Source organism: Streptomyces sp. NBC_00335 (assembly GCF_036127095.1).
Taxonomy (GTDB): Bacteria; Actinomycetota; Actinomycetes; order Streptomycetales; family Streptomycetaceae; genus Streptomyces.
On the sequence record NZ_CP108006.1, the window covers coordinates 6951687 to 6978248 of the forward strand.

Annotated in this window: 23 protein-coding genes; 16 read left to right on the forward strand and 7 right to left on the reverse strand. The window is 72.3% G+C overall.

Going from position 1 to position 26562, the window contains the following annotated elements:
• Positions 1-34: 34 nt before the first annotated feature.
• Entirely contained in the window at positions 35-937 is a 903-nt protein-coding gene (locus OHA37_RS31560; protein WP_266910253.1) for a hypothetical protein, read from the forward strand.
• Here the strand turns inward: OHA37_RS31560 and OHA37_RS31565 are convergent.
• The 3 genes from OHA37_RS31565 to OHA37_RS31575 are packed head-to-tail and all read right to left on the reverse strand — an operon-like array spanning position 924 to position 5199.
• The gene (locus tag OHA37_RS31565; RefSeq protein WP_266913263.1) at positions 924-1592 is read right to left on the reverse strand and encodes a L,D-transpeptidase family protein; all 669 of its coding nucleotides are present in this window, start codon (positions 1590-1592) and stop codon (positions 924-926) included. The two genes, OHA37_RS31560 and OHA37_RS31565, sit on opposite strands and share 14 nt — an antisense overlap.
• A 33-nt stretch (positions 1593-1625) precedes the next feature.
• Positions 1626-2207: a pyridoxamine 5'-phosphate oxidase family protein gene (locus OHA37_RS31570; protein WP_266910255.1), complete on the reverse strand. Its 582-nt coding sequence runs from the start codon at positions 2205-2207 to the stop codon at positions 1626-1628.
• A gap of 43 nt (positions 2208-2250) precedes the next feature.
• Complete coding sequence (locus tag OHA37_RS31575) at positions 2251-5199, reverse strand: hypothetical protein (RefSeq protein WP_266910257.1); 2949 nt, start codon at positions 5197-5199, stop codon at positions 2251-2253.
• A 134-nt stretch (positions 5200-5333) separates the two neighbouring features.
• On the opposite strand from OHA37_RS31575, the gene OHA37_RS31580 reads away from it, so the two are divergent.
• Positions 5334-6527, forward strand: coding sequence for an argininosuccinate synthase (locus OHA37_RS31580; RefSeq protein WP_266910259.1), 1194 nt, complete (start codon positions 5334-5336; stop codon positions 6525-6527).
• A gap of 109 nt (positions 6528-6636) precedes the next feature.
• Positions 6637-8067, forward strand: coding sequence for an argininosuccinate lyase (gene argH, locus OHA37_RS31585; protein ID WP_266910261.1), 1431 nt, complete (start codon positions 6637-6639; stop codon positions 8065-8067).
• Positions 8068-8122: 55 nt separating this feature from the next.
• Here argH and OHA37_RS31590 read toward each other — a convergent pair whose 3' ends face one another.
• Entirely contained in the window at positions 8123-8632 is a 510-nt protein-coding gene (locus OHA37_RS31590; protein WP_266913265.1) for an HAD domain-containing protein, read from the reverse strand.
• 121 nt (positions 8633-8753) lie between these two features.
• Between OHA37_RS31590 and OHA37_RS31595 the strand changes: the two genes are divergently transcribed.
• From OHA37_RS31595 to OHA37_RS31605, 3 genes are all read left to right on the forward strand, one after another.
• A complete protein-coding gene (locus OHA37_RS31595; RefSeq protein ID WP_266910263.1) occupies positions 8754-9305 on the forward strand; it encodes a TetR/AcrR family transcriptional regulator in 552 nt (183 codons plus the stop codon).
• Positions 9302-10846, forward strand: coding sequence for an MFS transporter (locus tag OHA37_RS31600; protein ID WP_266910265.1), 1545 nt, complete (start codon positions 9302-9304; stop codon positions 10844-10846). The genes OHA37_RS31595 and OHA37_RS31600 overlap by 4 nt, the downstream gene beginning before the upstream one ends.
• Positions 10847-10915: 69 nt before the next feature.
• The gene (locus OHA37_RS31605) at positions 10916-12394 is read left to right on the forward strand and encodes a membrane-associated oxidoreductase (RefSeq protein ID WP_266910267.1); all 1479 of its coding nucleotides are present in this window, start codon (positions 10916-10918) and stop codon (positions 12392-12394) included.
• A gap of 7 nt (positions 12395-12401) precedes the next feature.
• On the opposite strand, the gene OHA37_RS31610 is transcribed toward OHA37_RS31605, so the two are convergent.
• The gene (locus tag OHA37_RS31610) at positions 12402-13022 is read right to left on the reverse strand and encodes a lysophospholipid acyltransferase family protein (RefSeq protein WP_243334151.1); all 621 of its coding nucleotides are present in this window, start codon (positions 13020-13022) and stop codon (positions 12402-12404) included.
• A gap of 316 nt (positions 13023-13338) precedes the next feature.
• Between OHA37_RS31610 and OHA37_RS31615 the strand changes: the two genes are divergently transcribed.
• The 3 genes from OHA37_RS31615 to OHA37_RS31625 all read left to right on the forward strand — a co-directional run bounded on the left by OHA37_RS31615 (position 13339) and on the right by OHA37_RS31625 (position 15742).
• The gene (locus tag OHA37_RS31615; protein ID WP_266910269.1) at positions 13339-14526 is read left to right on the forward strand and encodes a glycerophosphodiester phosphodiesterase; all 1188 of its coding nucleotides are present in this window, start codon (positions 13339-13341) and stop codon (positions 14524-14526) included.
• A 114-nt stretch (positions 14527-14640) separates the two neighbouring features.
• Positions 14641-15198 (forward strand): sigma-70 family RNA polymerase sigma factor, encoded by a 558-nt coding sequence (locus OHA37_RS31620; protein WP_266913267.1) that lies wholly within the window; start codon positions 14641-14643, stop codon positions 15196-15198.
• Between the two features lie 37 nt (positions 15199-15235).
• Complete coding sequence (locus OHA37_RS31625) at positions 15236-15742, forward strand: GNAT family N-acetyltransferase (protein ID WP_266910271.1); 507 nt, start codon at positions 15236-15238, stop codon at positions 15740-15742.
• A gap of 41 nt (positions 15743-15783) precedes the next feature.
• Here OHA37_RS31625 and OHA37_RS31630 read toward each other — a convergent pair whose 3' ends face one another.
• Together OHA37_RS31630 and OHA37_RS31635 are read right to left on the reverse strand one after the other, a co-directional pair.
• Positions 15784-16218, reverse strand: a complete 435-nt coding sequence (locus OHA37_RS31630) for a hypothetical protein (protein WP_266910273.1) — start codon at positions 16216-16218, stop codon at positions 15784-15786.
• Positions 16211-16579, reverse strand: a complete 369-nt coding sequence (locus OHA37_RS31635; RefSeq protein ID WP_266910275.1) for a hypothetical protein — start codon at positions 16577-16579, stop codon at positions 16211-16213. The genes OHA37_RS31630 and OHA37_RS31635 overlap by 8 nt, the downstream gene beginning before the upstream one ends.
• Positions 16580-16646: 67 nt before the next feature.
• On the opposite strand from OHA37_RS31635, the gene OHA37_RS31640 reads away from it, so the two are divergent.
• The 7 genes from OHA37_RS31640 to cobT all read left to right on the forward strand — a co-directional run bounded on the left by OHA37_RS31640 (position 16647) and on the right by cobT (position 26178).
• Positions 16647-17336, forward strand: a complete 690-nt coding sequence (locus tag OHA37_RS31640) for an HAD-IA family hydrolase (protein WP_266910277.1) — start codon at positions 16647-16649, stop codon at positions 17334-17336.
• Positions 17337-17710: 374 nt separating this feature from the next.
• Positions 17711-18820: a methionine ABC transporter ATP-binding protein gene (locus OHA37_RS31645; protein ID WP_266910279.1), complete on the forward strand. Its 1110-nt coding sequence runs from the start codon at positions 17711-17713 to the stop codon at positions 18818-18820.
• Positions 18817-19485: a methionine ABC transporter permease gene (locus OHA37_RS31650; protein ID WP_266910281.1), complete on the forward strand. Its 669-nt coding sequence runs from the start codon at positions 18817-18819 to the stop codon at positions 19483-19485. The genes OHA37_RS31645 and OHA37_RS31650 overlap by 4 nt, the downstream gene beginning before the upstream one ends.
• Before the next feature lie 101 nt (positions 19486-19586).
• Positions 19587-20450, forward strand: coding sequence for a MetQ/NlpA family ABC transporter substrate-binding protein (locus OHA37_RS31655; RefSeq protein ID WP_266910283.1), 864 nt, complete (start codon positions 19587-19589; stop codon positions 20448-20450).
• Positions 20451-20692: 242 nt separating this feature from the next.
• Positions 20693-21421 (forward strand): GNAT family N-acetyltransferase, encoded by a 729-nt coding sequence (locus OHA37_RS31660; RefSeq protein WP_266910285.1) that lies wholly within the window; start codon positions 20693-20695, stop codon positions 21419-21421.
• 107 nt (positions 21422-21528) lie between these two features.
• A complete protein-coding gene (gene cbiE, locus OHA37_RS31665) occupies positions 21529-22746 on the forward strand; it encodes a precorrin-6y C5,15-methyltransferase (decarboxylating) subunit CbiE (RefSeq protein ID WP_266910287.1) in 1218 nt (405 codons plus the stop codon).
• A 228-nt stretch (positions 22747-22974) separates the two neighbouring features.
• A complete protein-coding gene (gene cobT, locus OHA37_RS31670) occupies positions 22975-26178 on the forward strand; it encodes a nicotinate-nucleotide--dimethylbenzimidazole phosphoribosyltransferase (RefSeq protein ID WP_266910289.1) in 3204 nt (1067 codons plus the stop codon).
• The last annotated feature ends 384 nt before the right edge of the window (positions 26179-26562 follow it).

The window sequence follows — 26562 nt, forward strand, 5'->3', positions numbered from 1 at the left end:
GCCGGTCCGGCGCCGCCGCACATAGCCTCGGGGCGTGCTCCAACTCGTCCTCGTACTTGCGGTGTTCGTCATGAACGCCGCCGTCTACGGGCCCCTCGCCCTGCGGTGGCGGCGCCGGGCCCGGATCCGGCGCGAGATCCTCCGGCTGGTCGCCGGCCTGGACCTCGGGCCGTACCACGTCGCCGCGATGGCGCACGGGCAGGCGGTGGCGGCCGCCGCCGAACTGCTCCTCGACGGGTACCTCGGCATCGACGGCGAAGGCGCCGTGCTCCTGACGGAGGCGGGCCGCGATCCCGCCCGTACCCCCTCCCACCCGCTGCCCGCAGCCCTGCTGGAGGCGGTGCGGCGACACGATCCCGAGCCCGTGTCGATCGGCTGGATCGACCGGAACGACGAGGCGTACGGGGCCCGGCGCACCGCCCACCGCGCCGAACTGGACGCCCTGCTGCCCGAGCTCCCGCGCATGCCGCAGGACGAGGAGCGCGGGTGCCTCCGGGGCTGCTGCGGCTGCGTGGGCCTGATCCTGCTCATGGTGTGCTGGATGGTGGTGGGCGAGCTGCTGGTGTTCTCCCGCCCGCACGGACCGGTGCAATGGGCGTCGGCTGCCGTGACCGCGCTGGGCCTGATGTCGCTCTGCTACGCCGAAGCCGCCCGCCGGGCCGTCCTCACTCGCACGGAGTGCGGCGACCCCTTGGGTGACCGGATGCGGGCCGAGGTCCACCCCGCCGTGGCCGCGCTGGACGAGGAGCAGCGGGTCCACGTGCACCGCAGCGCCGACGACTACGGCCGTTGGCGCGGGGCGGACCGGGTCGTCTCCGAGGACGGGGACGACGGGGGCGCCTGGGGCGACGGGGACGACTGGTGGGAGGACGCCTACCACTACCGGGCCTCCGACGAGCCCGCCGACGACTCCGGGACCCGGCCTAGTAGCGGGTGACGTCGAGCGGGCCGGACTCCGTGCCGATCGCGATGTGCGGCTGCCTCTGCGGGTTCGCCCAGCGCAGCACCGCGCGCATCGCGTCCTCGGGGACCGAGACGCAGCCGGCCGTCGCACCCTTGCCGTTCACGTGCAGGAAGATGCCCGCGCCCCGGCCCCGTACCGGGTGCTCGTAGTTGAAGGCGATGACCAGCGCGTGCGCGTACTGCTTCTCGTACGTGGTCAGGTGCTCCGCCTCGCCGGGCGCGCAGTCCGCCGGCAGCGGCTCCACCCAGCGGTTGTAGCTTTCCGAGGCGTTGTCCTGGCACCACCAGGAGTCGGGGGTCACCCGCCGGTAGCGGTACGCGGTACCGGCCGGGGCGTGCGCGATGCCGAAGGCGTAGGGGAGCGCGTACAGGCCGGCCGGGGTGGTGTTCGTGCCCTGGGTCCGGGTCGCGCCCTCGGTCAGCCCGTTCGCGCCGAACCGGGCCGGGGCGCTGCCCGCCGCGTGCCAGCGCCCCGCCCGCCGGTCCCACCAGGTCAGGCGCCCGGTCGTGGAGCCGGGGGCCGGGGCCACGGCGGTGATCAGCTGGCTGCCGCCGCCGGTGTCGGCGAGCAGGACGGGCAGCGGCGGGTCGCCGTGGGGGCCCTGTACCAGCAGGCTGGTGACGATCAGTGAGGCGGCGAGGAAGGCGGTACGCAGCACACGTCAGACGGTACGGGGCGGAAGGGGCAGCGGCAGCGCAGGCAGGCCGTCGACGCTCACTCCGATGAACTCCTTCTTCTCGCAGTACTCGTTGAACTCCTCGTCCGTCTTGCGGCCGAAGTACTCCGCGTGGAGCGTGCGCTCGCCCTGGTAGTCCATCAAGGGCACGGCGAACCCGCACACGGTGGCGATCCGCCGGGTCCTCACGAGGATGACGGCGCGCGCCGAGGGCCCGTCGGCGTCCCCGAACCGCTCGATCAGCCCGTCCCAGCGCGGGTCGTCGCGGAAGACCGCCTCACCGTCGCCGTGGATGCGCACGATGTTCGGCGGCCCGCTGAACGCGCACCACATCAGCGTGATGCGGCCGTTCTCGCGGACGTGCGCGATGGTCTCGGCGCCGCTGCCGCCGAAGTCCAGGTAGGCGAGGGTCGTTTCGTCGATGACGACGAGCGTCCCGGCGCGGCCCTTGGGGGAGAGGTTGACATGCCCGTCGCCGGACAGCGGGGCGGTGGCGGTGAAGAAGATCGGCTGTTCTTCGATGAAGGTGCGGAGCCGGCTGTCAATGCGATCGTAGAGCTTTCCCATGGTGTGATTATCGGTGCGGCGAGGAGGGGGCGGGACCGCATTTTCACCAGAAGAAACGCGTCCTGCGCATCTCGGCCCAGTCGAGCTTGAAGTAGTACTGCTTGTAGAGAGCCCGCAGCTGTGGCCGTTCGATGGTCTCCCGGCGGGCCGTCGCCTGCCAGTCCCATCCACGCAGCAGGTCCAGCGCGATCCGCCGCAGTGCCGGGTCGGGGTCGTCCAGCGCGGCGGTCAGCGCCGGCAGTCCCTCGTCGGCGCCCCGGGCGGCCAGCAGCCGCAGGGCCGCCCGGCGGATGTGCGCGGGGCGCTCCGGCAGGGTGCGTGCCACCAGCGGGCCCACCGGGAGCCGGTCGGCCAGCGGGCGCAGCGAGCGGGTCGCCTCCCGGACCACCGCCGCCGACGGGTCGTCCAGCAGTGCGGTCAGTGCCTCCGTGCCGGGTCCGGGCCCGTCGAGCAGTCGCAGTCCCGCGACGGCCGCCGCCCGGACCGTGCCGTCCCGGTGACCGAGCAGGCCGGTCAGCACGGCGGAGTCCGCCCGTTCGCCGCACTCGGCGAGCCCGAGCACGGCCCCGGGCTCCGGGGAGTCGGCGCACAGCCGCAGGTACGCGGCGCGCGCGTCGGCCCCGTCCCGCCGGAGCAGCCACCGGGCGCAGGCCCGGACCGTCCCCGACGGGTCGGCGAGGTGGCGGGGTGCCTCGTCGGCGCGCCCGGCCGCGCGCAGGCCGGTGACGCCCGCCGCCCGTACGAACCCGCTGCGGGAGGCCAGCAGCGCGTCGAGCGCGGAGTCGTCGGGGCCGCGCGCGGCCATGGCGGCCAGCGCGGCCCGCGTCCACAGGTCCCGCAGGACCGCGTCCGGTTCCGCGGCGGCGCGCCGGGCCAGGTCGGGGGCCGTGAAGGAGTCCGCGGCCTCCAGGGTGATCCGTACGGCCGCCCGGCGGGTCCGCAGGTCGCGGTGGGAACACAGCTCCGCCAGGGCCGCCGCGTACCGGGGCTCGCGCAGAGCGGCCTCGAACGCCCCGACGGCCCAGCGGCCTTCGCGCCGCTTCGCCAGGTGCAGGACCATCGGGGTCAGGGCGCGAAGGGTCTCCTCCCCGGCCTCCCGGAGCGCCTCCGTGATGACGTGCCGGGCGGCCGCCCGGACCTGCGGGGTCCAGTCGGCGCAGCGCAGGACGACCAGCGGCAGCAGCTCGGGGGTGCCCGCGGCTTCGGCGACGGCGCGCTCCCGGATCCGCCCGTCCCAGTGGCACAGGGCGGTCGCGGTGCGGGCGGCGAAGGGCTCGGCGTCGGAAGAGGCCATGTGACGCACCCCGATGTCCAGCGCGGTCCAGGCGGCCGGGTCCTCGGTGTCGACGACTTCGTTCAGGGGTGTCCCCGTCCAGTCCTTGAAATCCCGCGCCGCGTCCCGGCCCTGGTACAACCCCCATTTCAGGCGCTGCTGCAGCAGCTGCCGGGCCCAGCCGCGCACGGCCGGGTCGCGGTGGGAGGTCAGGGACCGGGCGACCCGGCGCCGGACCAGCAGCGGGCGCAGCTCGAGCAGGATCAGGGCCGCGGCCCGCACGGGCTCGGGCCGGCCGGGCGCGAACAGCTCCAGCAGCCAGGACTCCGGCCGGGTGTCCGCGTACGGCACCACCAGCGAGCGTGCCGCCCGGGCGGCGGGCGGATGCGGATCGGCCAGGTACGGCAGCAGCTCTTCCGCTGTCGTGGCGCCGTGCCTGCGCAGGCCGTGGACGGCCGCGGCCCGCACGCGCCCTTCGGGGGACCGGGCGAGGAGCCGCAGCAGGGGCAGGTCCGAGGCGTCCCCGGCCTCGGCCAGCCCGAACACCTCCCCGGGCACCGGGGAGTCCGCGCACCGTGCGCGGTAGTGGGCCAGCGGGTCCTGCCCGGCGGCGCGCAGCTCCCCGCGGGCCGCCTCCCGTACCCGCGCCGAGGGGTCGGCCAGGTGCGCGGGCAGTTCGCCGGCCCGCCCGGCCGGGCGCAGGGCGCGGACCGCGGTCGCCCGCAGGGACGCGCGGCCGTGGAGGGCGAGCAGGGAGTCGATGAGGGGGCCGTGGAGCGAGGCGGATCGGGCGTCCAGGGCCGGCCGGGCGGCCGCCTCGCACCGCCTGCGCACCACGCGGTCCCGGCTCGCGGCGGCGGTTTCCAGCAGCCGCTCGGGCGTCAGGATCCCGCCCTCCAGGGCCAGGTCGAGGGCCTCCCGCCGGACCTCGGGGGTCAGCCCGGTGAGCACGAGCCGGGCCGTCCGCTCGGCCGGGAGCTCCCCGGAGCGCAGCGCCGCGAGGCGGTTGCGCGCGTCGGGGTCCCCGGTGAGGTCCGCGACGCGGTCCGCCGGGAGCAGCCCGTGGGCCAGCGCGGCCCGGACGGCGGCGAAGCGCATCCCCGCGTCCGCGTCCTGCGCCAGCTCGACGATCAGGGCGGCGGGCGGCGAACCGAGCCGTTCCAGGCACAGCTCCCAGGCCCAGGCGCCGTACCGGCGCGTGCTCGCGAGCAGGGCGAGGGGCGCCAGGGCGCGTAGGAGGTCCGCCGCGTCCGCGGCCGCGTCCAGTTCCGCGGTCAGCACCGCCCGCGCCCGCTCCCGTACGGGCTCCTCCCCGTCGGCGCACCGAATCAGCACCAGGGCCAGGACCTCGGGCCGTCCGGCCGCCTGTTCGAGGGCGGCCTCCCGTACCCGGGGGTCGGCGTGGCACAGGCAGAGCGCGAGCTCGGGGGCGGCCGGGGGCGCGGCGGCCCAGGTCACCCCGTGTCCGTCGTGCCAGTGCGGGGCGGTGCTCCAGTCGGCGATCTCACGGTCGTCGAACCAGTGCACGCCCACCCGGACGGTGCCGGAGGAGGTCCACCCCTTGTAGCGCTCGAAGGTGGAGAAGTTGACGCTCGTGTCGAGCTCCGCCCATGCCTGCGGGCCGCCGCCGTCGAGGGCGCGCGCGGGGCTCTTGCCGTGCAGCAGTCGCTCTGCGGGTGAGCGGAATGTGGTCCGGGACAGGGGCGGAAGCATCTCCATCCGCGCACTCTAGGCGGTCGACACCCCCGCTGACCTCCTGTTATCCCGTCGATTGACGAAACATGCAGACCAGTGCATAGTTATGCCTACCGCTGTTGGACGTAACGGCGGATGCACCGTGTAAGGAGAACCCCGTGGCCGAGCGCGTCGTACTCGCCTATTCAGGCGGTCTGGACACCTCCGTCGCCATCGGCTGGATCGCCGAGGAGACGGGCGCCGAGGTCATCGCGGTCGCGGTGGACGTCGGCCAGGGCGGCGAGGACCTGGACGTCATCCGCAAGCGGGCGCTCGCCTGCGGTGCGGTCGAGGCCGAGGTCGCCGACGCCAGGGACGAGTTCGCCGACGAGTACTGCCTCCCGGCGATCAAGGCGAACGCCCTCTACATGGACCGCTACCCGCTGGTCTCCGCCCTCTCGCGGCCGGCCATCGTCAAGCACCTCGTGGCCGCCGCCCGCAAGCACGGCGCGAGCACCGTCGCCCACGGCTGCACCGGCAAGGGCAACGACCAGGTCCGCTTCGAGGCCGGCATCGCCGCCCTCGGCCCCGACCTCACCTGCATCGCCCCGGTCCGCGACTACGCGATGACCCGCGACAAGGCCATCGCCTTCGCCGAGAAGGCGGACCTGCCGATCGCGACCACCAAGAAGTCCCCGTACTCCATCGACCAGAACGTCTTCGGACGCGCCGTCGAGACGGGCTTCCTGGAGGACATCTGGAACGCGCCGATCGAGGACATCTACGAGTACACCGCGGACCCGGCCCTGCCGCGCGAGGCCGACGAGGTCGTCATCTCCTTCAAGGAGGGCGTCCCGGTCGCCATCGACGGAAAGCCCGTCACCGTGCTCCAGGCCATCCAGCAGCTCAACGAGCGCGCCGGGGCCCAGGGCATCGGCCGGATCGACATCGTCGAGGACCGGCTCGTGGGCATCAAGTCCCGCGAGGTGTACGAGGCCCCGGGCGCGATCGCGCTGATCACCGCCCACCAGGAGCTGGAGAACGTCACCGTCGAGCGCGAGCTGGCCCGCTACAAGCGGCAGGTCGAGCAGCGCTGGGGCGAGATGGTCTACGACGGCCTGTGGTTCTCCCCGCTGAAGCGGGCCCTGGACGGTTTCATCAGCGAGGCCAACCAGCACGTCAGCGGCGACATCCGGATGACCCTGCACGGCGGCCGCGCGGTCGTCACCGGCCGGAAGTCGGACGAGTCGCTGTACGACTTCAACCTCGCGACCTACGACTCGGGCGACACCTTCGACCAGTCCAAGGCCCAGGGCTTCATCGAGATCTTCGGCCTCTCCTCGAAGATCGCGGCCCGTCGCGACCTCGCCTGACGCCAGACCGTAGACCGTAGACCGTAGTACGAACCGCCTCCCCGTTACCTCCGCGGCGGGGAGGCGGTTGCACATCCGAAGCCATGCACGTTCTTGAGGAGCAGTAGCTGTGAGCAGCAACAACGGTGGTGACGTCCGGCTCTGGGGCGCCCGGTTCGCCGACGGCCCGGCCGAGGCCCTCGCGAAGCTGTCCGCGTCGGTCCACTTCGACTGGCGCCTGGCCCCGTACGACATCGCGGGATCCAAGGCCCACGCCCGCGTGCTCGCCAAAGCGGGCCTGCTCACGGCCGACGAGCTCGGCCGCATGATCGCGGGCCTGGACCAGCTCGCGGTCGACGTGGAGAACGGCTCCTTCACCGGCACCATCGCCGACGAGGACGTCCACACCGCGCTGGAGCGGGGCCTGCTGGAGCGGCTCGGCGCCGACCTCGGCGGCAAGCTGCGCGCCGGCCGGTCGCGCAACGACCAGATCGCCACCCTCTTCCGCATGTACCTGCGCGACCACGCCCGGATCGTGGGCGGGCTGATCGCCGACCTCCAGGACGCGCTGGTCGGCCTCGCCGAGGCGCACGCCGACGTGGCCATGCCCGGCCGGACCCACCTGCAGCACGCGCAGCCGGTGCTCTTCGCCCACCACGTACTGGCCCACGTGCAGGCCCTGTCCCGGGACGCGGAGCGGCTGCGCCAGTGGGACACCCGGACCGCGGTCTCCCCGTACGGCTCGGGCGCCCTGGCGGGCTCCTCGCTCGGCCTGGACCCGGAGGCGGTCGCCGCCGACCTGGGCTTCGAGCGGGGCTCGGTCGGCAACTCCATCGACGGCACGGCCTCGCGCGACTTCGTCGCCGAGTTCGCCTTCGTCACCGCGATGATCGGGATCAACCTGTCCCGGATCGCGGAGGAGATCATCATCTGGAACACGAAGGAGTTCTCCTTCGTCACCCTGCACGACGCCTTCTCCACCGGGTCGTCGATCATGCCGCAGAAGAAGAACCCGGACATCGCGGAGCTGGCGCGCGGCAAGTCGGGCCGCCTCATCGGCAACCTGACGGGCCTGCTGGCCACCCTGAAGGCCCTTCCCCTGGCCTACAACCGTGACCTCCAGGAGGACAAGGAGCCGGTCTTCGACTCCTGCGACACCCTCGAAGTCCTGCTGCCGGCCTTCACCGGGATGATGGCCACCCTCACGATCAACCGGGAGCGGATGGAGGCGCTGGCCCCCGCCGGCTTCTCGCTCGCCACCGACATCGCGGAGTGGCTGGTCAAGCAGAATGTGCCGTTCCGGGTGGCGCACGAGGTGGCCGGCGAGTGCGTCAAGGAGTGCGAGGGGCTCGGCATCGAGCTCGACGAGCTGACGGACGAGCAGTTCGCGAAGATCTCGGAGCACCTGACCCCGGAGGTCCGCAAGGTCCTCAACGTCAAGGGCGCGCTGGCCTCCCGCGACGGCCGCGGCGGCACCGCCCCGTCGGCGGTCGCGATCCAGCTCACGGAGCTGAAGGCCGACCTGGTCATCCAGCACGCCTGGGCGGCGCACAAGAACTGACGGTCTGCCCGGAGGGGCGGTCGGAGCCTTTCGGGCCCCGGCCGCCCCTGCGGCGTTACCGGGCCCAGTCCGCCAGGGCGTCGAAGTCGGCCCGGACCAGCCCGATCCGCTCGTCGATCCGCAACAGCAGCGCGTGCGCGGGGTGGCGCTGCTCCACGTAGGCGCGGTCCATGTCCGTGATGTCGTCGTCGATCCAGGCGAAGGGCCGCTCGCCCGCGTACTCAAGGATGTACTGGGTCTTCCAGAACGTCCCGCGCGGTGCGCGCCCGTGCATCTGCGGCCAGTCGATCCAGGGCAGTTCGGGCAGCCCCAGGTGCGGGCCTATCCACTCGTTCGCCTCGCCCTTCCAGGTGGTCGCCCAGACCAGTTCGTACGCCTCCGCGAGCGTGAGCAGCTCGTCGCCGTGGCCGGGATTCAGCCAGACCCGCAGCGGCTTGGCGCTCTCGGCCTGCGTCCAGCCGGTCGGCCGCATGCGGTGGGTGGTGTACCCCTCGGGGCGGCGCTGCGGCTTGGCCGCGTAGGGGTTCAGCGGGCCGTCCACGTCGATGAGCAGCAGCGGCTTCATGGTCGTCTTCCCCGTTTTCCCCGTCATCCTGATCATTCCGGAAGGATTCCTCTCGTCGCCCCGAGGGGCAGCTCATTTATTCGATGAGACGGCAACGTCTCATTTGGGTTATGCTTGTCTCATGGCCATGGATCGTGATCAGGTGCTCCGCGCCGCCGCCGCCCTGCTCTCCCGCAAATCGACCGCCACGATGGACGAGGTCGCGAGGGCCGCCGGCATCGGCCGCGCGACCCTCCACCGGCACTTCGCCGGGCGCGACGCCCTCGTACGGGCGCTCGAAGAGCTCGGGATCCGGGAATTCGAGGTGGCCTTCGACAACGCCCGCCTCGGCGAGGGCACGGCGATCGACGCGCTCCGCAGGCTCATCGCCGAAGCGGAGCCCAACGCCGAGCTGCTGGCCTTCCTCGTCACCGAGAACCAGCTCTTCGAGGGAGACCAGGTCAACGAGGGCTGGTCCCGCCTCGACGCACGCGTCGGCGAGCTCTTCCGGCGCGGCCAGCGCGAGGGCGACATCCGGATCGACCTGAGCCCCGCCTGGCTCACCGAGGCCCTTTACAGCCTCATCGGCGCCTGCGCCTGGGCCGTCATGGACGGCCGGGTCGCGGCCAAGGACTTTCAGTACATGATCACCGAGTTGCTGCTCGGTGGCGCACGACGGAGTGTGGAGAAATGAGCCGTACCGAACAGCTGACCCTGACCAAGGGTGCCCAGGGCCGGAGCCCCGGGCGCTGGCTCGCGCTCTCCGTGCTCGTGCTGGCCGTCCTGCTGGTCGCCGTCGACGCCACCGTGCTCGGTCTCGCCACGCCCGCCCTCAGCGAGGACCTGAAGCCGTCGGGCACCCAGCTCCTGTGGATCGGCGACATCTACTCCTTCGTCATCGCCGGCCTGCTCGTCTCCATGGGCTCCCTCGGCGACCGGATCGGCCGCAAGAAGCTCCTCCTCGTCGGCGCGACCGCCTTCGGCGCCGTCTCGGTCCTCAACGCCTACGCCACCAGCCCCGAGATGATGATCATCGCCCGGGCCCTGCTCGGCGTGGCCGGCGCGACCCTGATGCCCTCCACCCTCGCGCTGATCCGCAACATCTTCCACGACCCCAAGGAGCGCAGCCTCGCCATCGGCATCTGGGGCGCCACCGCCTCGGCCGGCGCGGCCGTCGGTCCGGTGGTCGGCGGAGCCCTGCTCCAGCACTTCTGGTGGGGCTCGGTCTTCCTCATCAACGTCCCCGTGATGATCGTCCTGGTCATCGTCGGCATCAAGCTGCTGCCCGAGTCCAAGAACCCGGTCGCCGGCCCCTGGGACCTGTTCAGCGTCGGCCTCTCCCTCGTCGGCATCATCGGCGTGGTCTACGCCGTCAAGCAGGTCGCCACGCACGGCATGGGCTGGGAGGTGTGGGCGGCCGCCGTCATCGGAGCGGGCGCGCTCTACACCTTCGTACGCCGCCAGTTCACGCTGCCGGCCCCGCTCCTCGACATGCGGCTGTTCAAGCACCGCGGCTTCTCCGGCGCGGTCCTCGCCGACCTGCTCACCGTCTTCGGCCTGTCCGGACTGGTCTTCTTCCTCTCCCAGTTCCTCCAGCTCGTCCAGGGCCGCGACCCGCTGGAGGCGGGCCTCGCCGAACTGCCCGCCGCCGTCGGCGCCGTGGTCACCGGCCTGGTCGCGGGCAAGTACGCCCGCAAGTACGGGGTACGGGCCATCGTGACCGGAGGCCTCGCCGCCATCGGCATCGCCCTGGCCGCGCTGACCGTGATCCACAAGGAGACCGGCTACCCGCTGCTCGGCGCGGCCCTGCTCCTCGTCGGACTCGGCGCCGGCTTCTCCTTCACCGTCACCGCCGACGTGATCCTCTCCAGCGTCCCCAAGGAGCAGGCCGGTTCCGCCTCGGCCGTCTCCGAGACCGCATACGAACTGGGCGCCGCCCTCGGCATCGCCCTGCTCGGCTCGGTCGTCACCGGCGTCTACCAGGGCTTCACCGCCCCCGCCTCCGTCAGCGGCCCCGTCGCCGACGCCGCCCACGAGTCGCTCGGCGGCGCGGTCGAAGCGGCCAAGTCGCTGGACCCGCAGACCGCCCAGCAGATGGTCGGCGCCGCCCAGGAGGCCTTCGTGGACGGCCTGCGACTGGCCTCCGGCGTCGGCGCGGCCGTCCTGCTGGCCACCGCCGTGGCCGCCTGGTTCCTGCTCAAGGGGCAGGAGCTCCAGGACGGCATCGAGCACTGACGCCACGCCAGAGGGTGGTGTCCCGCACGGAGTTGACAGTCCGTGGAGCCGCGGGACACCATCCCGGCGATGGAGATCAACGACTTGACCCCGGCGGAGCGCCGCGTATGGGACGCCTTCCCCCGCGGGGAAGGCGTCGATTTCCGGGAGGACCGCAACGAGGAGGCCGTTGACGGCGCCTCGTGGGGACCCGGCCGGACCGTACGCGCCGAAGTCCTCGCCCACTTGCTGCTGCGCGGCGCGGCCCCGCTCGACGGGCAGGTCCCCGGACTCAATGTCCGGGGCGCCCGGATCACCGGCAAGCTCAACCTCAAGTACGCCGACATCGAGCACGCGATCCGGCTGCGGGCCTGCTGGTTCGAGCGCAAACCCATTCTCTACGGCGCCCGGTTGAGGATCGTGTCACTGAGCGACTCGGCCCTGCCCGGCCTGACCGCCTCCACCGTCAGCGTCGACATAGCGCTCAAGCTGTCCTGCTGCCGCATCACCGGGCCGGTACGCCTCGCCGGTGCCCGGATAGCAGGCGGACTCTTCCTCCAGAAGGCGGTCATCGGCACGGCGGGCCCGGCCGAGGAGGGCCAGGAGGCGGCGCTCCAGTTCAACCACGCCGACATCGGAACCGACGTCATCGCCATGGACCTCACCGTCCACGGCCAGACCCGCATCAACGGCGCCACCGTCGGCGGCCAGATCAACCTGAACAACGCCCGGCTCCTCGCCCCCGGAGCGATAGCCCTGCACGCCGAAACCCTGACCGTCGGCACCGACGTGCGGGCAAGGGGGCTGGAGTCGCGGGGAATGTTCAACCTCACCGGATCCAAGATCCCCGGCCAGCTCTACCTGGCCGACGCCCGGCTCATCCAGCCCGGCGGCGTCGCCCTGCGCGCCTCCAGCTGCGCGATCGGCGAGGTGTGGCTGAGCGGCCGCGAGTGCGTCCAGGGCACGATGAACCTGCGACGCTCCCAGTTCGACCTGCTGCACGTACCACCCGAGACCTGGCCCCGGCGGATCCGCATCGAGGGACTCACCTACCGCGCCCTCAGCCCGCACGTCCCAGCCGAGCAGCGGCTGCCCGCCCTGGAGCGCGAGGAGTCGGGCTACCTCCCGTACGCCTACGAACAGCTCGCCGCGGCCTACCGCACGGTCGGCGACGAGGCGGGCGCCCGGACCGTACAACTCGCCAAACTGCGTCGCCACCGTCGGACGCTGCCCCGGCACGCCAGGGTCTGGGGGCTGCTCCAGGACGCCACCGTCGGCTACGGATTCCGGCCGCTGCGCGCCGCCGGCTGGCTGCTGGCGCTGCTGCTCACGGGGACGGCCGCCTACTGGTTCCACCCGCCGCGGGAACTGAAGGCGGGGGAGTCCCCGGAGTTCAACCCGGTCTTCTACACGATCGACCTGATGGTGCCGATCATCAGCTTCGGCCAGGAGGCGGCCTACACGCCGAGCGGCTGGTACCAGTGGCTGTCGTACCTGCTGATCGTGACCGGCTGGGTCCTCGCCACGACGACCGCGGCGGGCGTCAGCCGGTCACTGCAACGGCAGTAGCCCGGCTTCAGGCCGCCTTGGCCTTGGTCGCGTACATGTCCACGTACTCCTGGCCGGAGAGCCGCATGACCTCGGCCATCACCGAGTCGGTGACGGCGCGCAGCACGTAGCGGTCGCGGTCCATGCCCTCGTAGCGGGAGAACTCCATCGCCTCGCCGAACCGGACGGTGACCCGGCCCGGGCGCGGCATGCCGGCGCCGCCGGGCTGGAGCTTGTCGGTGCCGATCATCGCGAAGGGGACGACGGGCGCGCCGGTCATCAGGGTCAGGCGGGCGATGCCGGTCCGGCCCCGGTAGAGGCGGCCGTCGGGGGAGCGGGTGCCCTCCGGGTAGATGCCGAAGATCTTGCCCTCTTCGAGGATCCGGCGGCCGGTCATCAGGGCGGCGACTCCGCCGTTGGCACCGTCGCGGTCCACGGGGATCATGCCGGCGCCGGTGAAGAACCAGGCCATGGCCCGGCCCTTGATGCCCTTGCCGGTGACGTACTCGTCCTTGCCGATGAAGTGGACCGTGCGGTCGCACACCAGCGGCAGGATCATCGAGTCGATGAAGGTGAGGTGGTTGCCCGCGAGGATCACCGGACCGGTGCCCGGAATGTTCTCGATGCCCTCGACGCGAGTGCGGAACATCAGGCGCATGACGGGTCCGACAGTGGCTTTGATCAGGCGCGTACGGAACAACGTGGGCCCTCCGGCATCGAAAAGCTAGGGTTCTCGCACCCACCACGCGGCGGTAGTGCAGGTGAGGACGATACTCGCGGGTCAGCTCTGATCGCACATCGGGTTCACGAGGTGGATACGCAGTGTTGACGCACGTTTCCGCCATGTTCCGCCCGCGCACCCCCGCCCGCCATCGGCGCTTGCCTACCATCGGCACGCGGATTCGGACCGTAGGCCCCGGAGATCCCGGGACGCCCGGCCCTGGTTCCGAGGGGGAGTGGCACACATGACGCAGGGTGGGGCAGCGCGGCGCACTGTACTGGGCGCGGCCGTCGTCGCGGCGGGCGGAGCCTTCGGCGGGCTCGTCGCGGGCGGCGGTCCGGCCGCGGCGGCGGAGAGCGGCCACGGGGGAGGCGCGGGAGGCGGTCGGGGCGGCGGCTACCGGGACCTGCCGGTGCCCACGGTCATCGGGCACCGGGGAGCCAGCGGCTACCGGCCCGAGCACACGCTCGGGTCCTACCAGCTCGCGCTCGACCTCGGCGCCGACGTCGTCGAACAGGACCTCGTGCCCACCAAGGACGGCCACCTGGTGTGCCGCCACGAGAACGAGATCGGCGGCACGACGGACGTCGCCGACCACCCCGGGTTCGCCGCCCGCAGGACGACCAAGACGATCGACGGGGTCACGGTCACGGGCTGGTTCACCGAGGACTTCACCCTCGCCGAGCTGAAGACCCTGCGCGCGAAGGAGCGCATCCCCGCCCTCCGGCAGCGCAACACGCTCTACGACGGCCGCTGGGACGTCCCCACCTTCGAAGAGGTGCTCCGCTGGGCCGACCGCGAGGGCCGGCGGCGCGGCAAGCGCGTGTGGCTGCACGTGGAGACCAAGCACCCCAGCTACTTCCGCGGCCTGGGCCTCGCCTTGGAGGAGCCCCTCGCCAAACTGCTGCGCCGCTACGGACGCGACGGCCGGGGCGCCCCGCTCTTCCTGCAGTCCTTCGAACCCTCCAGCATCCAGCGGCTCTCCCGGCTGGTCTCCAGCCCGCGCGTGGTGCTCCTCTCGGCGGCCGGCAGCCGCCCGTGGGACTTCGAGCTGGCCAAGGACCCGCGGACGGTCGCCGATCTGGTCAAGCCCGAGGGGCTGCGGTGGATCGCCGGCTTCGCCCAGGGCATCGGGCCGACCATGGACCTGATCCTGCCGCGCGATGCGGCCGGCAAGCTCGGCGCCCCGACCACCCTGGTCGCCGACGCCCACGCGCAGGCGCTGATCCTGCATCCCTACACCGCGCGCAACGAGAACAGCTTCCTGCCGGCCGACTACCGCAAGGGCACCGACCCGACGGCCTACGGGGATGCCTTCGGCGCCTTCAAGGCGTACTTCGAGCAGGGCATCGACGGCATCTTCACCGACCACCCCGACACCGGACTGCTCGCGGCGGAGGCCTTCCGCCCGGGCCGCGGCGACAGGGGCTAGGCGCCGACGGCAGACCGCCGACGGCTGACGTCAACGGCCGGCCGGAGCTTCTCGTACGAGTGGGCCGTGCCCGGCGGGGAAACCGCCCGGCACGGCCTTCGCGTCCCGCCCGGCATGGACCCGCTGAAGGCTGATCTCCCCGACCTGTTCGAAACGCTCCGCCCGCTGCTCTCGGCCGAAGCCGCCGCCGAGACCGCGGGCACCGGGGTGGACGCCGCCGACCTGGAACAAGCCGTCTGGGTCAGGCTGCTGGAGCACCGCCGCATCCCCGCCGAACCCGCCGACTGGCTGCGCCGGGCGGTGCGCGGGGAGGCCCGCCGGGCGCGGCGCCGGGCCCGGCACGAAGTCCCGTACGGCCACCGTCAGCACTCGGCGGAGGGCGGGTCCGGCGCGGGGGCCCGTACCAGTACGGGCACGGAACCGGAAGACGCCCTGCTGCACGGCGAGGAGAACCGGGCCCTCCGATCGGCGGTCGCCCGATTGCCCGGAAGGTGTCCGGAGCTGATGAGGGCACTTCTATCGCCCAGGGACCTCACCTACCGTGAAATCGCAGGAGAGTTGGGTATCTCACAAGGAAGTTTGGGGCCCGTCCGTTCCCGATGCCTGGGATGTCTGCGCAGAATGCTGGCCGTAGAGGTTGCGGCTCCGGCCCTTCGGGGAATGGAGCGGTAGACCAACAGGCCACCAGGTGAGCGGGAGGCATGCGCACATGGGCATGAGCGTGACCATTTCGGCGGCAGACGCCGAGGATGCCGAGCAGATCATCAAGCTGCAGTATCTGGCGTTCCAGAGCGAGGCCGAGCTGTACGGCAACTACCGCATCCAGCCGCTCACCCAGTCCCTGGACTCCCTCAAGGCCGAGCTCGCCACGGACACCGTCCTGGTCGCCCGGCTCGGGGAGGAGATCGTCGGAGCCGTGCGCGGCACCGTCGACGAGGAGGGCACCGGCAAGATCGCCAAGCTCTGCGTGCACCCCCGGCTCCAGGGTCACGGCCTCGGCGCCCGGCTGCTGAGCGCGGTCGAGGTGGCGCTGTCGGGGAACGACGCGACCACCCGCTTCCGGCTGCTCACCGGCCACAAGAGCGAGTCGAACCTGCGGCTCTACCGCAAGGCCGGCTACACCCAGGTCGGCGGGCGCACCGCGTCCGACGGCGTCCGCCTGGTGATCCTGGAGAAGGAGGCCAAGGAGGCCACCGACTTCGCGGTCAGCGCCTGAGCACCTCTGAGTACCTGCGCCTGACGCCTGACGCCTAACGTCTAGCGCTTCGCGCGGAGCCAGAGCATCCCGGTGATCGGCAGGATCACCGGGATGAACAGGTAGCCCATCCCGAAGTCCGACCACACGGTCGCGTCGGGGAAGGCCTCGGGCCGCGCCAGGGTCCAGGCGCCCACGACGAGTACGCCGGTCAGCTCGGCGGCGCAGCAGATCAGCGCCGCCTTGCGGGCCGTCTCCCCGCCGCGCACCAGCGAGTACGTGATGAACGCGTAGACCAGCGCGGCCGCGCCCGACAGCGAGTACGCGAGCGGCGCCCGGTCGAACTCGGTGGAGATCTGGTAGATCGAGCGCGAGACCGCGCCGACGGTGATCACTCCGTAGAGCCAGACCAGCAGCACTCCCGGCCCGGTGACCAGGCGCTTTCGCCCGCCGGGCGGGGTGGCGGTGGCCGTGGCGTCCGTGTCGGTATCAGGCACCGGTGTTTCCCCAGATGTCGTAGAGCCGTACTTCGAGCACGGCGAGGACGACCGCTCCCGCGGCCACCGTCACCGAACCCCATTTGGTCCGCTCGCTCAGCGAGAGCAGCCCCGCGGCCGGGATGGTCGCGAAGGCGCCCACCAGATAGGCGAGGAAGAGCACCGTGCCCTGGCCGGGCTTCTCTCCCCGGGCCAGCTGGACCAGGCCGATCACCAGCTGGGCCAGGACCAGGACGGTCACCACGGCCATGCCGATGAAGTGCCAGTCCTTGGTCGGCTGGTCCCGCGAGGCGGCGAATCCGCACCAGGCGGCGAGGGCGAGTGCGGCCACGCCGATGGCGAGCGTCAGGGCGTCGAGCATGCAGCGAGGGTATTACGGGCCGAAAGACCCGATGCGCTCACCCCTGCCCCGGGCTTTCCTTGAAAGCATGAACCTGCTGCACGGGAAGCTCGGTCCGCAATTCGACGCGCTGCTGTTCGACAACGACGGCACGCTCGTCTCCTCGATGGAGTCGGTGCACCGCTGCTGGACCCGCTGGGCCCGGGAGTACGGGATCACCGAGGAGGCCTTCGCCGCGGTGGAACTCCACGGCCGCCCGGCCGTGGAGATCATCGCCGACCTCCTGCCCGAGGACGTACGGGCCGAAGCGCTCGCCCGCATCGAGGTGCTGGAGACCGAGGACGTGGCGGGCGGCGTGGTCCTGCTCCCCGGCACCAAGGAGCTGCTCTCCGCCCTGCCCGCCGGCCGCTGGGCCGTCGTCACCTCCGCGACCCGCCCGCTGGCCGAGGCCCGGCTGCGGGAGGTCGGCATCGCCGCCGGGAAGGAGGGGGGCGCGGAGCTGGTGGCCGCCGACGACATCACCCGCGGCAAGCCCGACCCGGAGCCCTTCTTGCTGGCGGCCGCCCGGCTCGGGGTGGACCCGGCACGCTGCGCGGTCTTCGAGGACGCCCCCGCCGGCCTGGCCGCGGGCCGCGCCGCCGGGATGACCACCGTGGCCTTGACCACAACGCACCCGGCCGCCGAACTCGACGCGGACGTGGTCGTACGGGACCTTTCGGCCGTGTCCGTGCTGGTCGGAGCCGATGGCCTGACGATCGAGACGGACGATCGGCCCTGACCGGTGTTGTCCGGTATGCGGCCGAAATCCGTCCGCTATTCGGACGGCTTTGATCGGTGACGGGGAACGTCTGGTTTACTGGGCCCATGACCACGACGAGCAGCCGCACCCTTGCGACCGAGGCGACGATGACGCCCGGTGCTCGTTGTATGTGTCGAATGCGCGCCTTCTGAGGGCCCCTGCCCCAGGTCTCACGCCCCGAAGCGAGACCGGCCGAGCAGCTCCCGGCACCCCCGTGTGAACCCGGAACGCTCCTGCCCCGCGCATGCGCCGAAGCCGTCGATTTCCGATGGTTCGCCCCGTATCGCGTCCCCAGATGTATGCCCCGTGCCCGGCACCCGCTGCGCCGCGCACTCGACAGCGACGGAAATCCTGTGATCACCACATCGGGCCTCACGAAGGTCTACCAGTCCCGTGGCCGCGAGGTCACCGCCCTGGACGGCGTCGACCTGCACGTCCGCCAGGGCGAGGTCTACGGAGTCATCGGCCAGAGCGGCGCCGGAAAGTCCTCCCTGATCCGCTGCGTGAACCTGCTGGAGCGCCCCACCACCGGCACCGTGTCCGTCGACGGGGTCGACCTCACCGCCCTCGCCGGCCGAGGCCGCCGCGCCGGCAAGGAGCTCCGCGAGGCCCGCAGTCGCATCGGCATGGTCTTCCAGCACTTCAACCTGCTGTCCTCGCGCACCGTGCAGGGCAACGTCGAGCTGCCCCTGGAGATCCTCGGGATATCCGGCCGCGAGCGCTCCCGCAAGGCCGCCGAACTGCTCGACCTCGTCGGCCTCGCCGACAAGGCCAAGTCCTACCCCGGTCAGCTCTCCGGCGGCCAGAAGCAGCGCGTCGGCATCGCCCGCGCCCTGGCCGGCGACCCCAAGGTGCTGCTCTCCGACGAGGCCACCAGCGCTCTGGACCCCGAGACCACCCGCCAGATCCTCCAGCTGCTGCGCGACCTCAACCGCCAGCTGGGCCTGACCGTCCTGCTCATCACGCACGAGATGGACGTGGTCAAGTCCGTCTGCGACTCGGCCGCCCTCATGCGGCAGGGCCGGATCGTCGAGGCCGGCAAGGTCACCGAGCTGCTGGCCACCCCCGGCTCCGAACTCGCCCACGAACTGTTCCCGCTGACCGGTTCCGCGACCACCGCGGAGCACACGGTCATCGACGTCACCTTCCACGGCGAGACCGCGACCCAGCCGGTCATCTCCCAGCTGGCCCGGACCTACAACATCGACATATCGATCCTCGGCGCCGCGATGGACACCGTCGCCGGCCGCCAGATCGGCCGCATGCGCATCGAACTGCCCGGCCGCTACGAGGACAACGTCGTACCCGTCGGCTTCCTGCGCGAGCAGGGCCTGCAGGTGGACGTGGTGGAAGCGGACACGTACCCGGCCCCCTACACGGACGTGGACGTGGACGCAGACGCGGACGCGGGGACGGACGTCGACGGCGAACTGGCCGAGCTGGTCAAGGATGGTGCGAAGTGACCTGGTCCGAAATGCAGCCGCTGCTCACGCAGGGCACCTTCGACACCCTCTACATGGTGCTGTGGTCCGCCCTGGTGACCATCCTGGGCGGGCTGCCCATCGGCATCCTGCTCGTCCTGACCGACAAGGGCGGCCTGCTCCAGAACCGCGCGGTCAACAAGATCCTCGGCGTGATCGTGAACATGGGCCGCTCGCTGCCCTTCATCATCCTGCTGATCTTCCTGATCCCGGTCACCACGGCGATCGTCGGCACCTTCATCGGCCCCACCGCCATGATCGTCCCGCTTGCCATCGGTGCCATCCCCTTCTTCGCCCGGCTCGTCGAGACCGCCGTCCGCGAGGTGGACCACGGCCTGGTCGAAGCCGTCGAGTCCATGGGCGGCGGCATCCCGACCCTGGTCGGCAAGGTGCTCCTCCCGCAGGCGCTGCCCTCGCTGATCGCCGCCGTCACCACCACCGTGATCACCCTGATCGGCTACTCGGCCATGGCCGGCGCGGTCGGCGGCGAGGGCCTCGGCTCCAAGGCCATCACGTACGGCTTCCAGCGCTTCGAGACCGGCTTCATGATCGCCACCGTGGTGGTGCTGATCGTGCTCGTCACGGTGATCCAGCTCATCGGCGACGGCGTGGTACGCCTCCTCGCGCGGCGCGGTCGGACAGCCTGAACCGGCCCGAGCCGGACATCACAGACTTTTTCCCCAGAAAGCCCGCACTTGTCGTGCTTGGGCCGTCATCCATACAGCAAGACGCAAGAAAGGCACTCTTCGTGCGCAAGAACATCAAGCTCACCGCCCTCGCCGCCACCGTCTCGGCGCTCGCCCTCGGCCTCACCGCCTGCGGCAGCTCCTCGGACCCGTCCTCCACCAAGGCCGACGGCGGCAAGACCGACGAGAGCAAGCCCCTGGTCGTCGCGGCGTCCCCGTCCCCGCACGCCGACATCCTGAACTTCGTGAAGGACAAGCTGGCGGCCAAGGAAGGCCTCAAGCTGGAGGTCAAGGAGTTCACGGACTACGTCCTGCCGAACACCGCCACCCAGCAGGGCCAGGTCGACGCCAACTTCTTCCAGCACGTGCCGTACCTCGACGACTTCAACAAGAAGAACGGCACCGACATCGTGCCCGTCGTGAACGTGCACCTGGAGCCCCTGGGCCTCTACTCCAAGAAGTTCAAGGCACTCACGGACATCAAGGCCGGCCAGACCATCGCCGTCCCCAACGACCCCACCAACGAGGGCCGCGCGCTCCAGCTGCTCGCCGCGAACAACCTCATCACCCTCAAGGAGGGTGTCGGCACCGCCGCCAAGCTGTCCGACATCACCGACAAGAAGGGCCTGGAGTTCAAGGAGCTGGAGGCCGCCACGGTCCCGCGCGCCCTGAACGACGTGGACGCCGCCGTCATCAACGGCAACTACGCCATCGAGGCCAAGCTCGTCCCGGCCAAGGACGCGCTCGTCCTGGAGAAGGCCGAGGGCAACCCGTACGCCAACATCCTGGCGGTCAAGAACGGCAACCAGGACGACCCCCGGGTCCAGAAGCTCGCCAAGCTCCTGAACTCCGACGAGGTCAAGAAGTTCATCGACGAGAAGTACCAGGGCTCGGTCATCCCGGCCTTCGGCAAGCCGGCCGCCTGACCCCCGCGAGCGGCACCGGGACGGCCCGATCCGGCCGCCCCGCCCGGCCCCGTCCACCCCGCCGGTGTACGGGGCCGGGCGCTGCCCGCTTCCGGGCAGCCCGGCCCTGCACATCACCAGGCCAATGCTGCATGCTGTGGCCTACGACCCGCGGCCGCGGACCGTATACCCCGTGTATGCCGTCCCGCGCCACGGTCGCCTCGCATCACGGTCGCACCACGGTCTCAGGCTTGGAGCTGCGCATGACTACCACCTTCCCGGACGTCACCATCAGCACGGACCGGCTGGTGCTGCGCCCCTTCGAGGAAGAGGACGTCACCGCGCTCGCCGAGATGATGAACGACGAACAGGTCACCGCCTGGACCTCCGTCCCGCAGCCCTACACCTACGCCGACGCGGTCACCTGGGCCACGCGGACCGCCCACACGGAACGCACCGAGGGCCGCGGCATCGTCTTCGCCGTCACCGAGTTCCTCACCCAGCGGCTCGTCGGCATCGTCCACTTGCAGGACACCGACTGGCGCACCCGCACCACCGAGGTCGGCTACGTCACCGCCCCCTGGGCCCGCGGCGAGGGCTACGCCAGCGAGTCCGTCCGCGCCGTGGCCCGCTGGCTGTTCACCGACCAGGGCTTCGAACGCCTCGAACTGCGCACCGCCGCCGACAACACGGCCTCCCAGCAAGTGGCCCAGAAGACCGGTTGCATCAGTGAAGGCGTCCTGCGCAACGCCTGCATAGTGCGCACCCAGAACCCCGACGGCTCCTGGGCCGACACCCGCAGCGACCTCATCGTCTGGGGCCTGGTTCCCGAGGACGTGGACGAGGACGCCGAGGACTACGGGGACGGTTACGCCGACGGCTACTCCGTGGGCTACGCGGAGCCCCGCGACGACGTACGCGACGGCTACCGGATCCACCCCGCCCGCGCGAACGACGCGAACGGCTACGCCGTCTTCTCCGACCGGAACTGACCGAACCACCGGGTAGTCTCACCAAGCCCGCCCCCCTCGACGAAGCCTCGCCCTGCCCCCGGCCACCGCCGGGAAGGGCCCCCTCCCACATCAGGAGACTGACGACGATGGCCGACCGGGTCACGGTGATCGGCTGGGACGGCTCCCCCCTGACCGCGGCCGCCCGGTCCGCGCTCTCCGCCGCCACCCTGGTGGCCGGCGCCGCCCACCACCTCGCGCTCCCCGAAGTCCCGCCCACCGCCGAACGCGTGCGCCTGGGCAGCCTGTCCATCGCCGCCACGCGGATCGCGGGCCACCGCGGCACCGCCGTCGTCCTCGCCGACGGGGACCCCGGCTTCTTCGGCGTCGTACGGGCCCTGCGCGCCCCGGAACACGGCCTGGAGGTGGAGGTCGTACCGGCCGTCTCCGCCGTCGCCGCCGCCTTCGCCCGCGCCGGGATGCCCTGGGACGACGCCCAGGTCGTCGTCGCCCACCGCCGCACCCTGCGCCGGGCCGTCAACGTCTGCCGCGCCCACTCCAAGGTCGCCGTCATCACCTCGCCCGGCGCCGGCCCCGCCGAACTCGCCCTGCTGCTCGAAGGCGTCCACCGCACCTTCGTCATCTGCGAGGAACTCGGCACCGACAAGGAACAGGTCACCGTCCTCACCTCCGACAAGGCCGCCGACCACAGCTGGCGCGACCCCAACGTGGTCATCGTCATCGGCGGTACGGGACCGGCCTCGACCGCCGCCGAACCGGCCTGGCTGCTCGGCCGGAGCGCGGCCCCGGCCACGGGACGCGGCTGGGCCCGCCCGCAGATCGACGTGGGAGAGGGCGAGGCCACGCAACTGCGCGCGGCCCAGCTCGCCCGGCTCGGCCCGCGCACCGGGGACCTCGTCTGGGACATCGGCTCCGGCTCCGGAGCCCTCGCCGTGGACGCCGCCGCCCTCGGCGCCGCCGTCATCGCCGTCGATGCCGACCGGCACGCTTGCGAACGCACAACCGCCGCCGCCCGCGCCCGGGGTGTGCAGCTCCAGGTCGTCAACGGCCGCGCCCCGCACGTCCTGGAGACCCTGCCCGAGCCGGACGTCGTCCGCGTCGGCGGCGGCGGGGCCGCGGTCGTCGCCGCCGTCGCCGACCGGCGCCCCGAACGGATCGTCAGCCACGCCTCCACGCGCGACGAGGCGGAGGCCATCGGCCGGGTCCTGACCGAGGGCGGGTACGCCGTCGAGTGCGCCCTGCTCCAGTCCGTCGCCCTGGACACCCGTACCTGGACCGAACAACAGCGCACCGTGGCGTTCCTGCTGGCCGCCGAACGCCCCGTTAACCGCCCGGACCGTACCTAGCCACGAGCCCGGGGTAGGCTGGCCGATCGTCGCACCGCCCGGACGATTCGGGCATGCGGCTCCGGCTGGACGCGCGACGTGGCGCAGTCCACAGAGGACCGTGGCGGTTATGGCCGACACGGTGACGAACGGGCAGGACAATACTTACTGGTTGTCGTGCGGCCGTACGTGAGGCCTCGTGGGCGACCGGGCAGTCGAAGAGGCAACACCGATGGGCGAGGGGTACGCATGACTGACACCGGCCAGGTTCCGGGCGAGGGTCTCCCGGACAGCACGGGCATGGTGGATCAGCAGGGCGTCCCCGCCCCGGTTCCCATGTCTTCCCCGGCAACCGGGAACTACGCCTTCCAGGACCTCGTGGACAACCCGGCCGAGCCGGAGGACGAGGAACTGCTGCTGATGCCGAGCAGCCAGGGCGCGTGGAGCGACCCCCAGGTCGTCCCGCCGGTGCCCGCCTTCCCCGACTTCCCCGAGCCCTCCGCGTACGCGGACGCCCCGTACGCCGATTTCGGCGGGGCCCCCGAGTACCAGCAGCCCCACCCGGGCCGGCTCCCGGTCCCCGACGCGCCGCTCGGCTACGAGCCCGCCGGCTACCCGCAGCAGCCCTTCGACGGGCAGCAGTTCGCGGAGCAGTCGTCCTTCGCGGACGCCTCCTTCGCCGACGCCTCGTACGGCGCCGGTGTGCACGAGGCCGGCGGCCGGGATTCCGGCGCCCTGGACCTCGGCGGCCTCATGGCCCCGCAGCCCGTCTCCCAGCCCCAGTCCCCGGCGGCCCCCGTCGCGGCGGCCCCGGTGCGGCGGCCGCTGCACATGGGCCCGCCCGTCCCCGAGGCCACCGGCGGAGTCGTACGGTCCCTCGCGGACCGCGGCCCGGCCGCTGCGCCCGCCGCCGCCCCCGTGCAGGCCCAGGCTCCGCTGACACCGGCCGCGCCCGTTCCCGTCCCGGTCGCCTCGGTGCCCTCCGGCTCCGAGCCCGCCGCCCCTGATCTGAGCACCCCGGCGACGCCCGTCCCGGTGCGCCAGTCCGGGCCGCCGACCACCGGGCCCGAGTACCTGGACTTCACGCAGGCCGAGGCCGAGCACGTGCCGGGCCCGGCGCAGCAGCCGGTCGAGATCCCGGTCCAGGCCGGGACGCCGTGGACCGCGGAGCCGGCTCCGGAAGCCGCGGCGCAGCCCGTCGTGGAGCCGGTGGCCGAGCCCGTCGCGGAGCCTGCCGCCTTCGCCGAGCCCGTCGCGGCTCCCGTCGCCTTCGCCGAGCCCGAGGCGGTCCTCGTGGCCGAGCCGGTGTCCGTGGCCGTGGCGGAGCCGGAGCCGGTGCAGGTGCCGGTCGCCGTGGCCGAGCCGGTCCTGGTGGAGCCCGTCGCCGAACCCGTCGCCTTCGCCGAGCCCGAGGCCGCCGTGGTACCGGCGCCCGAGCCCGTCGCGGTGGCCGAGCCCGAGGCCGAGGCCGTCGCAGTCGTCGCCGTCGCGCCGGAGGCGGAGCCCGTCGTGGAGAGCGTGCCGCAGCCCGCAGAAACGGTGGTTCAGGCCGAGGAGCCGGAGCCCCTGGCCGAGCCCGTGGCCGCCGTGATCGCCGAGATCCCCGAGCCCGAGCCGGTCGCCGTGGCGCAGGCCGACGTACCGCTGGAGGCCGGACAGGCCCCCGAGGCCGGAACCGAGCCGGAAGCCGAGCCCGAGGCCGAGCCCGAGGCCCCCGTCACCGAGGCGGCCCCCGGATACGCCGACGCCGAGCGCGAGGCCGTCCTGCGCGTCATGCGCGAGCGCCGTGACATCCGCAAGGGCTTCCGCCGCGACCCCATCCCGCACGAGGTGCTGCTGCGCGTCCTGGAGGCGGCCCACACCGCGCCCAGCGTCGGCCACTCCCAGCCGTGGGACTTCGTCGTCATCAAGTCCGCCGAGACCCGCCGGACGATGCACGAGCTCGCCGAGCGCCAGCGCGAGGCCTATGCGAAGTCGCTGCCCAAGGGCCGCGCCAAGCAGTTCAAGGAAATCAAGATCGAGGCCATCCTCGACACCCCGGTGAACATCGTGGTCACCGCCGACCCCACGCGTGGCGGCCGCCACACCCTCGGCCGGCACACCCAGCCGCAGATGGCTCCGTACTCCTCGGCCCTCGCCGTGGAGAACCTCTGGCTCGCCGCGCGCGCCGAGGGTCTGGGCGTCGGCTGGGTCAGCTTCTTCGACGAGCGCGAGATGGTCCGCGAGCTCGGCCTGCCGGAGCACCTGGAGGTCGTCGCGTACCTGTGCATCGGGTACGTGGACGAGTTCCCCGACGAACCCGAGCTCGCGCAGGCCGGCTGGTCGCAGCGCCGGCCGCTGGCGTGGGTCGTGCACGAGGAGACGTACGGGCGCCGCGCGCTGCCCGGCGAGGAGCCGCACGACCTGCTCTCCGAGACCGTCGCCAGCATCCGCCCGCTCGACGCGAAGGCGCTCGGCGAGGCGTGGGAGCGGCAGAAGCGCATGACCAAGCCCGCCGGGGCCCTGGGCATGCTCGAAATCATCTCGGCCCAGCTGTCCGGCCTCTCGCGGGTCTGCCCGCCGCCGATCCCGGAGCCCGCCGCGGTGGCGATCTTCGCGGGTGACCACGGCGTGCACGCCCAGGGGGTCACCCCGTGGCCCCAGGAGGTCACCATGCAGATGGTGGCCAACTTCCTGGGCGGCGGAGCGGTGTGCAACGCGTTCGCCAACCAGGTGGGCGCGGAGGTCTGCGTGATCGACGTGGGCGTCGCCGGCGACCTGCCGGCCACGCCGGGCCTGCTGCCGCGCAAGGTCCGCCCGGGTACGGCCGACCTGTCGGTCGGGCCCGCGATGACCCGCGAGGAAGCCGTCGCCGCGATCGAGGTCGGCATCGAAACGGCCCGCGACCTGGTCGCTGCGGGGAACAAGGCCCTCCTGACGGGCGAGATGGGCATCGCCAACACCACGGTGTCGGCGGCGCTGATCTCGGTCTTCACCGGGGTGGACCCGGGTGAGGTCACCGGCCGGGGCACGGGCATCAACGACGAGACGCACGCCCGCAAGGTCGAGGTCGTACGTCGCGCCCTGGAGCTCCACCAGCCGGACCCGGCGGACCCGATCGGCGTCCTCGCTGCCATCGGCGGCCTGGAGCACGCGGCGATCGTGGGCCTCCTCCTCGGCGGAGCCTCCCTGCGGACCCCGGTGATCCTGGACGGCGTCAGCGCCGGCGCGGCCGCGCTGGTGGCTCGCGCGATCGCCCCGGAGTCGCTGTCCGCGTGCATCGCGGGACACCGCAGCGCGGAGCCGGGCCACGTGGCCGCCCTGAACAAGCTCGGGCTGCGCCCGCTCGTCGACCTGGACCTGCGCCTCGGCGAGGGCACGGGGGCGCTGCTGGCGCTGCCGCTGGTGCAGAGCGCTGCGCGGGCCATGCACGAGGTGGCCACGTTCGACTCGGCGGGTGTCACGGAGAAGTAGCCGGGGCTGCGGGGCCGGGGTGGGGTGTCGTCCGGGACTCATGATTTATGGCGCCCTGTGCGCGCTGCGTCATGGTCGGGCTTCCTTTCGCGCCAACACATCACGTTTTACGTCCCGGACGACACCCCACCCCGTCCCCGTCACCGGCGGACCAATCCAGCCCCTCCGGCGTTTGAGGAGCGGGGGTCCGGGGGCGGAGCCCCCGAAGGGGTCCGGGGTGGAGCCCCGGTTTCGAAGGGGCGGGGTGGGGAAAGCCCCGCAGGGCCCCCGATGAGCCCCGTCGGCCCGTCAGCCTCATTCCCGCCTCGGGAGCGAGCCCCGTACGGGCCGGGGATCATGGGGCATGGCCCCTGGCCAGGGGTGGAGCCCGGGGTGGGGCAGGTC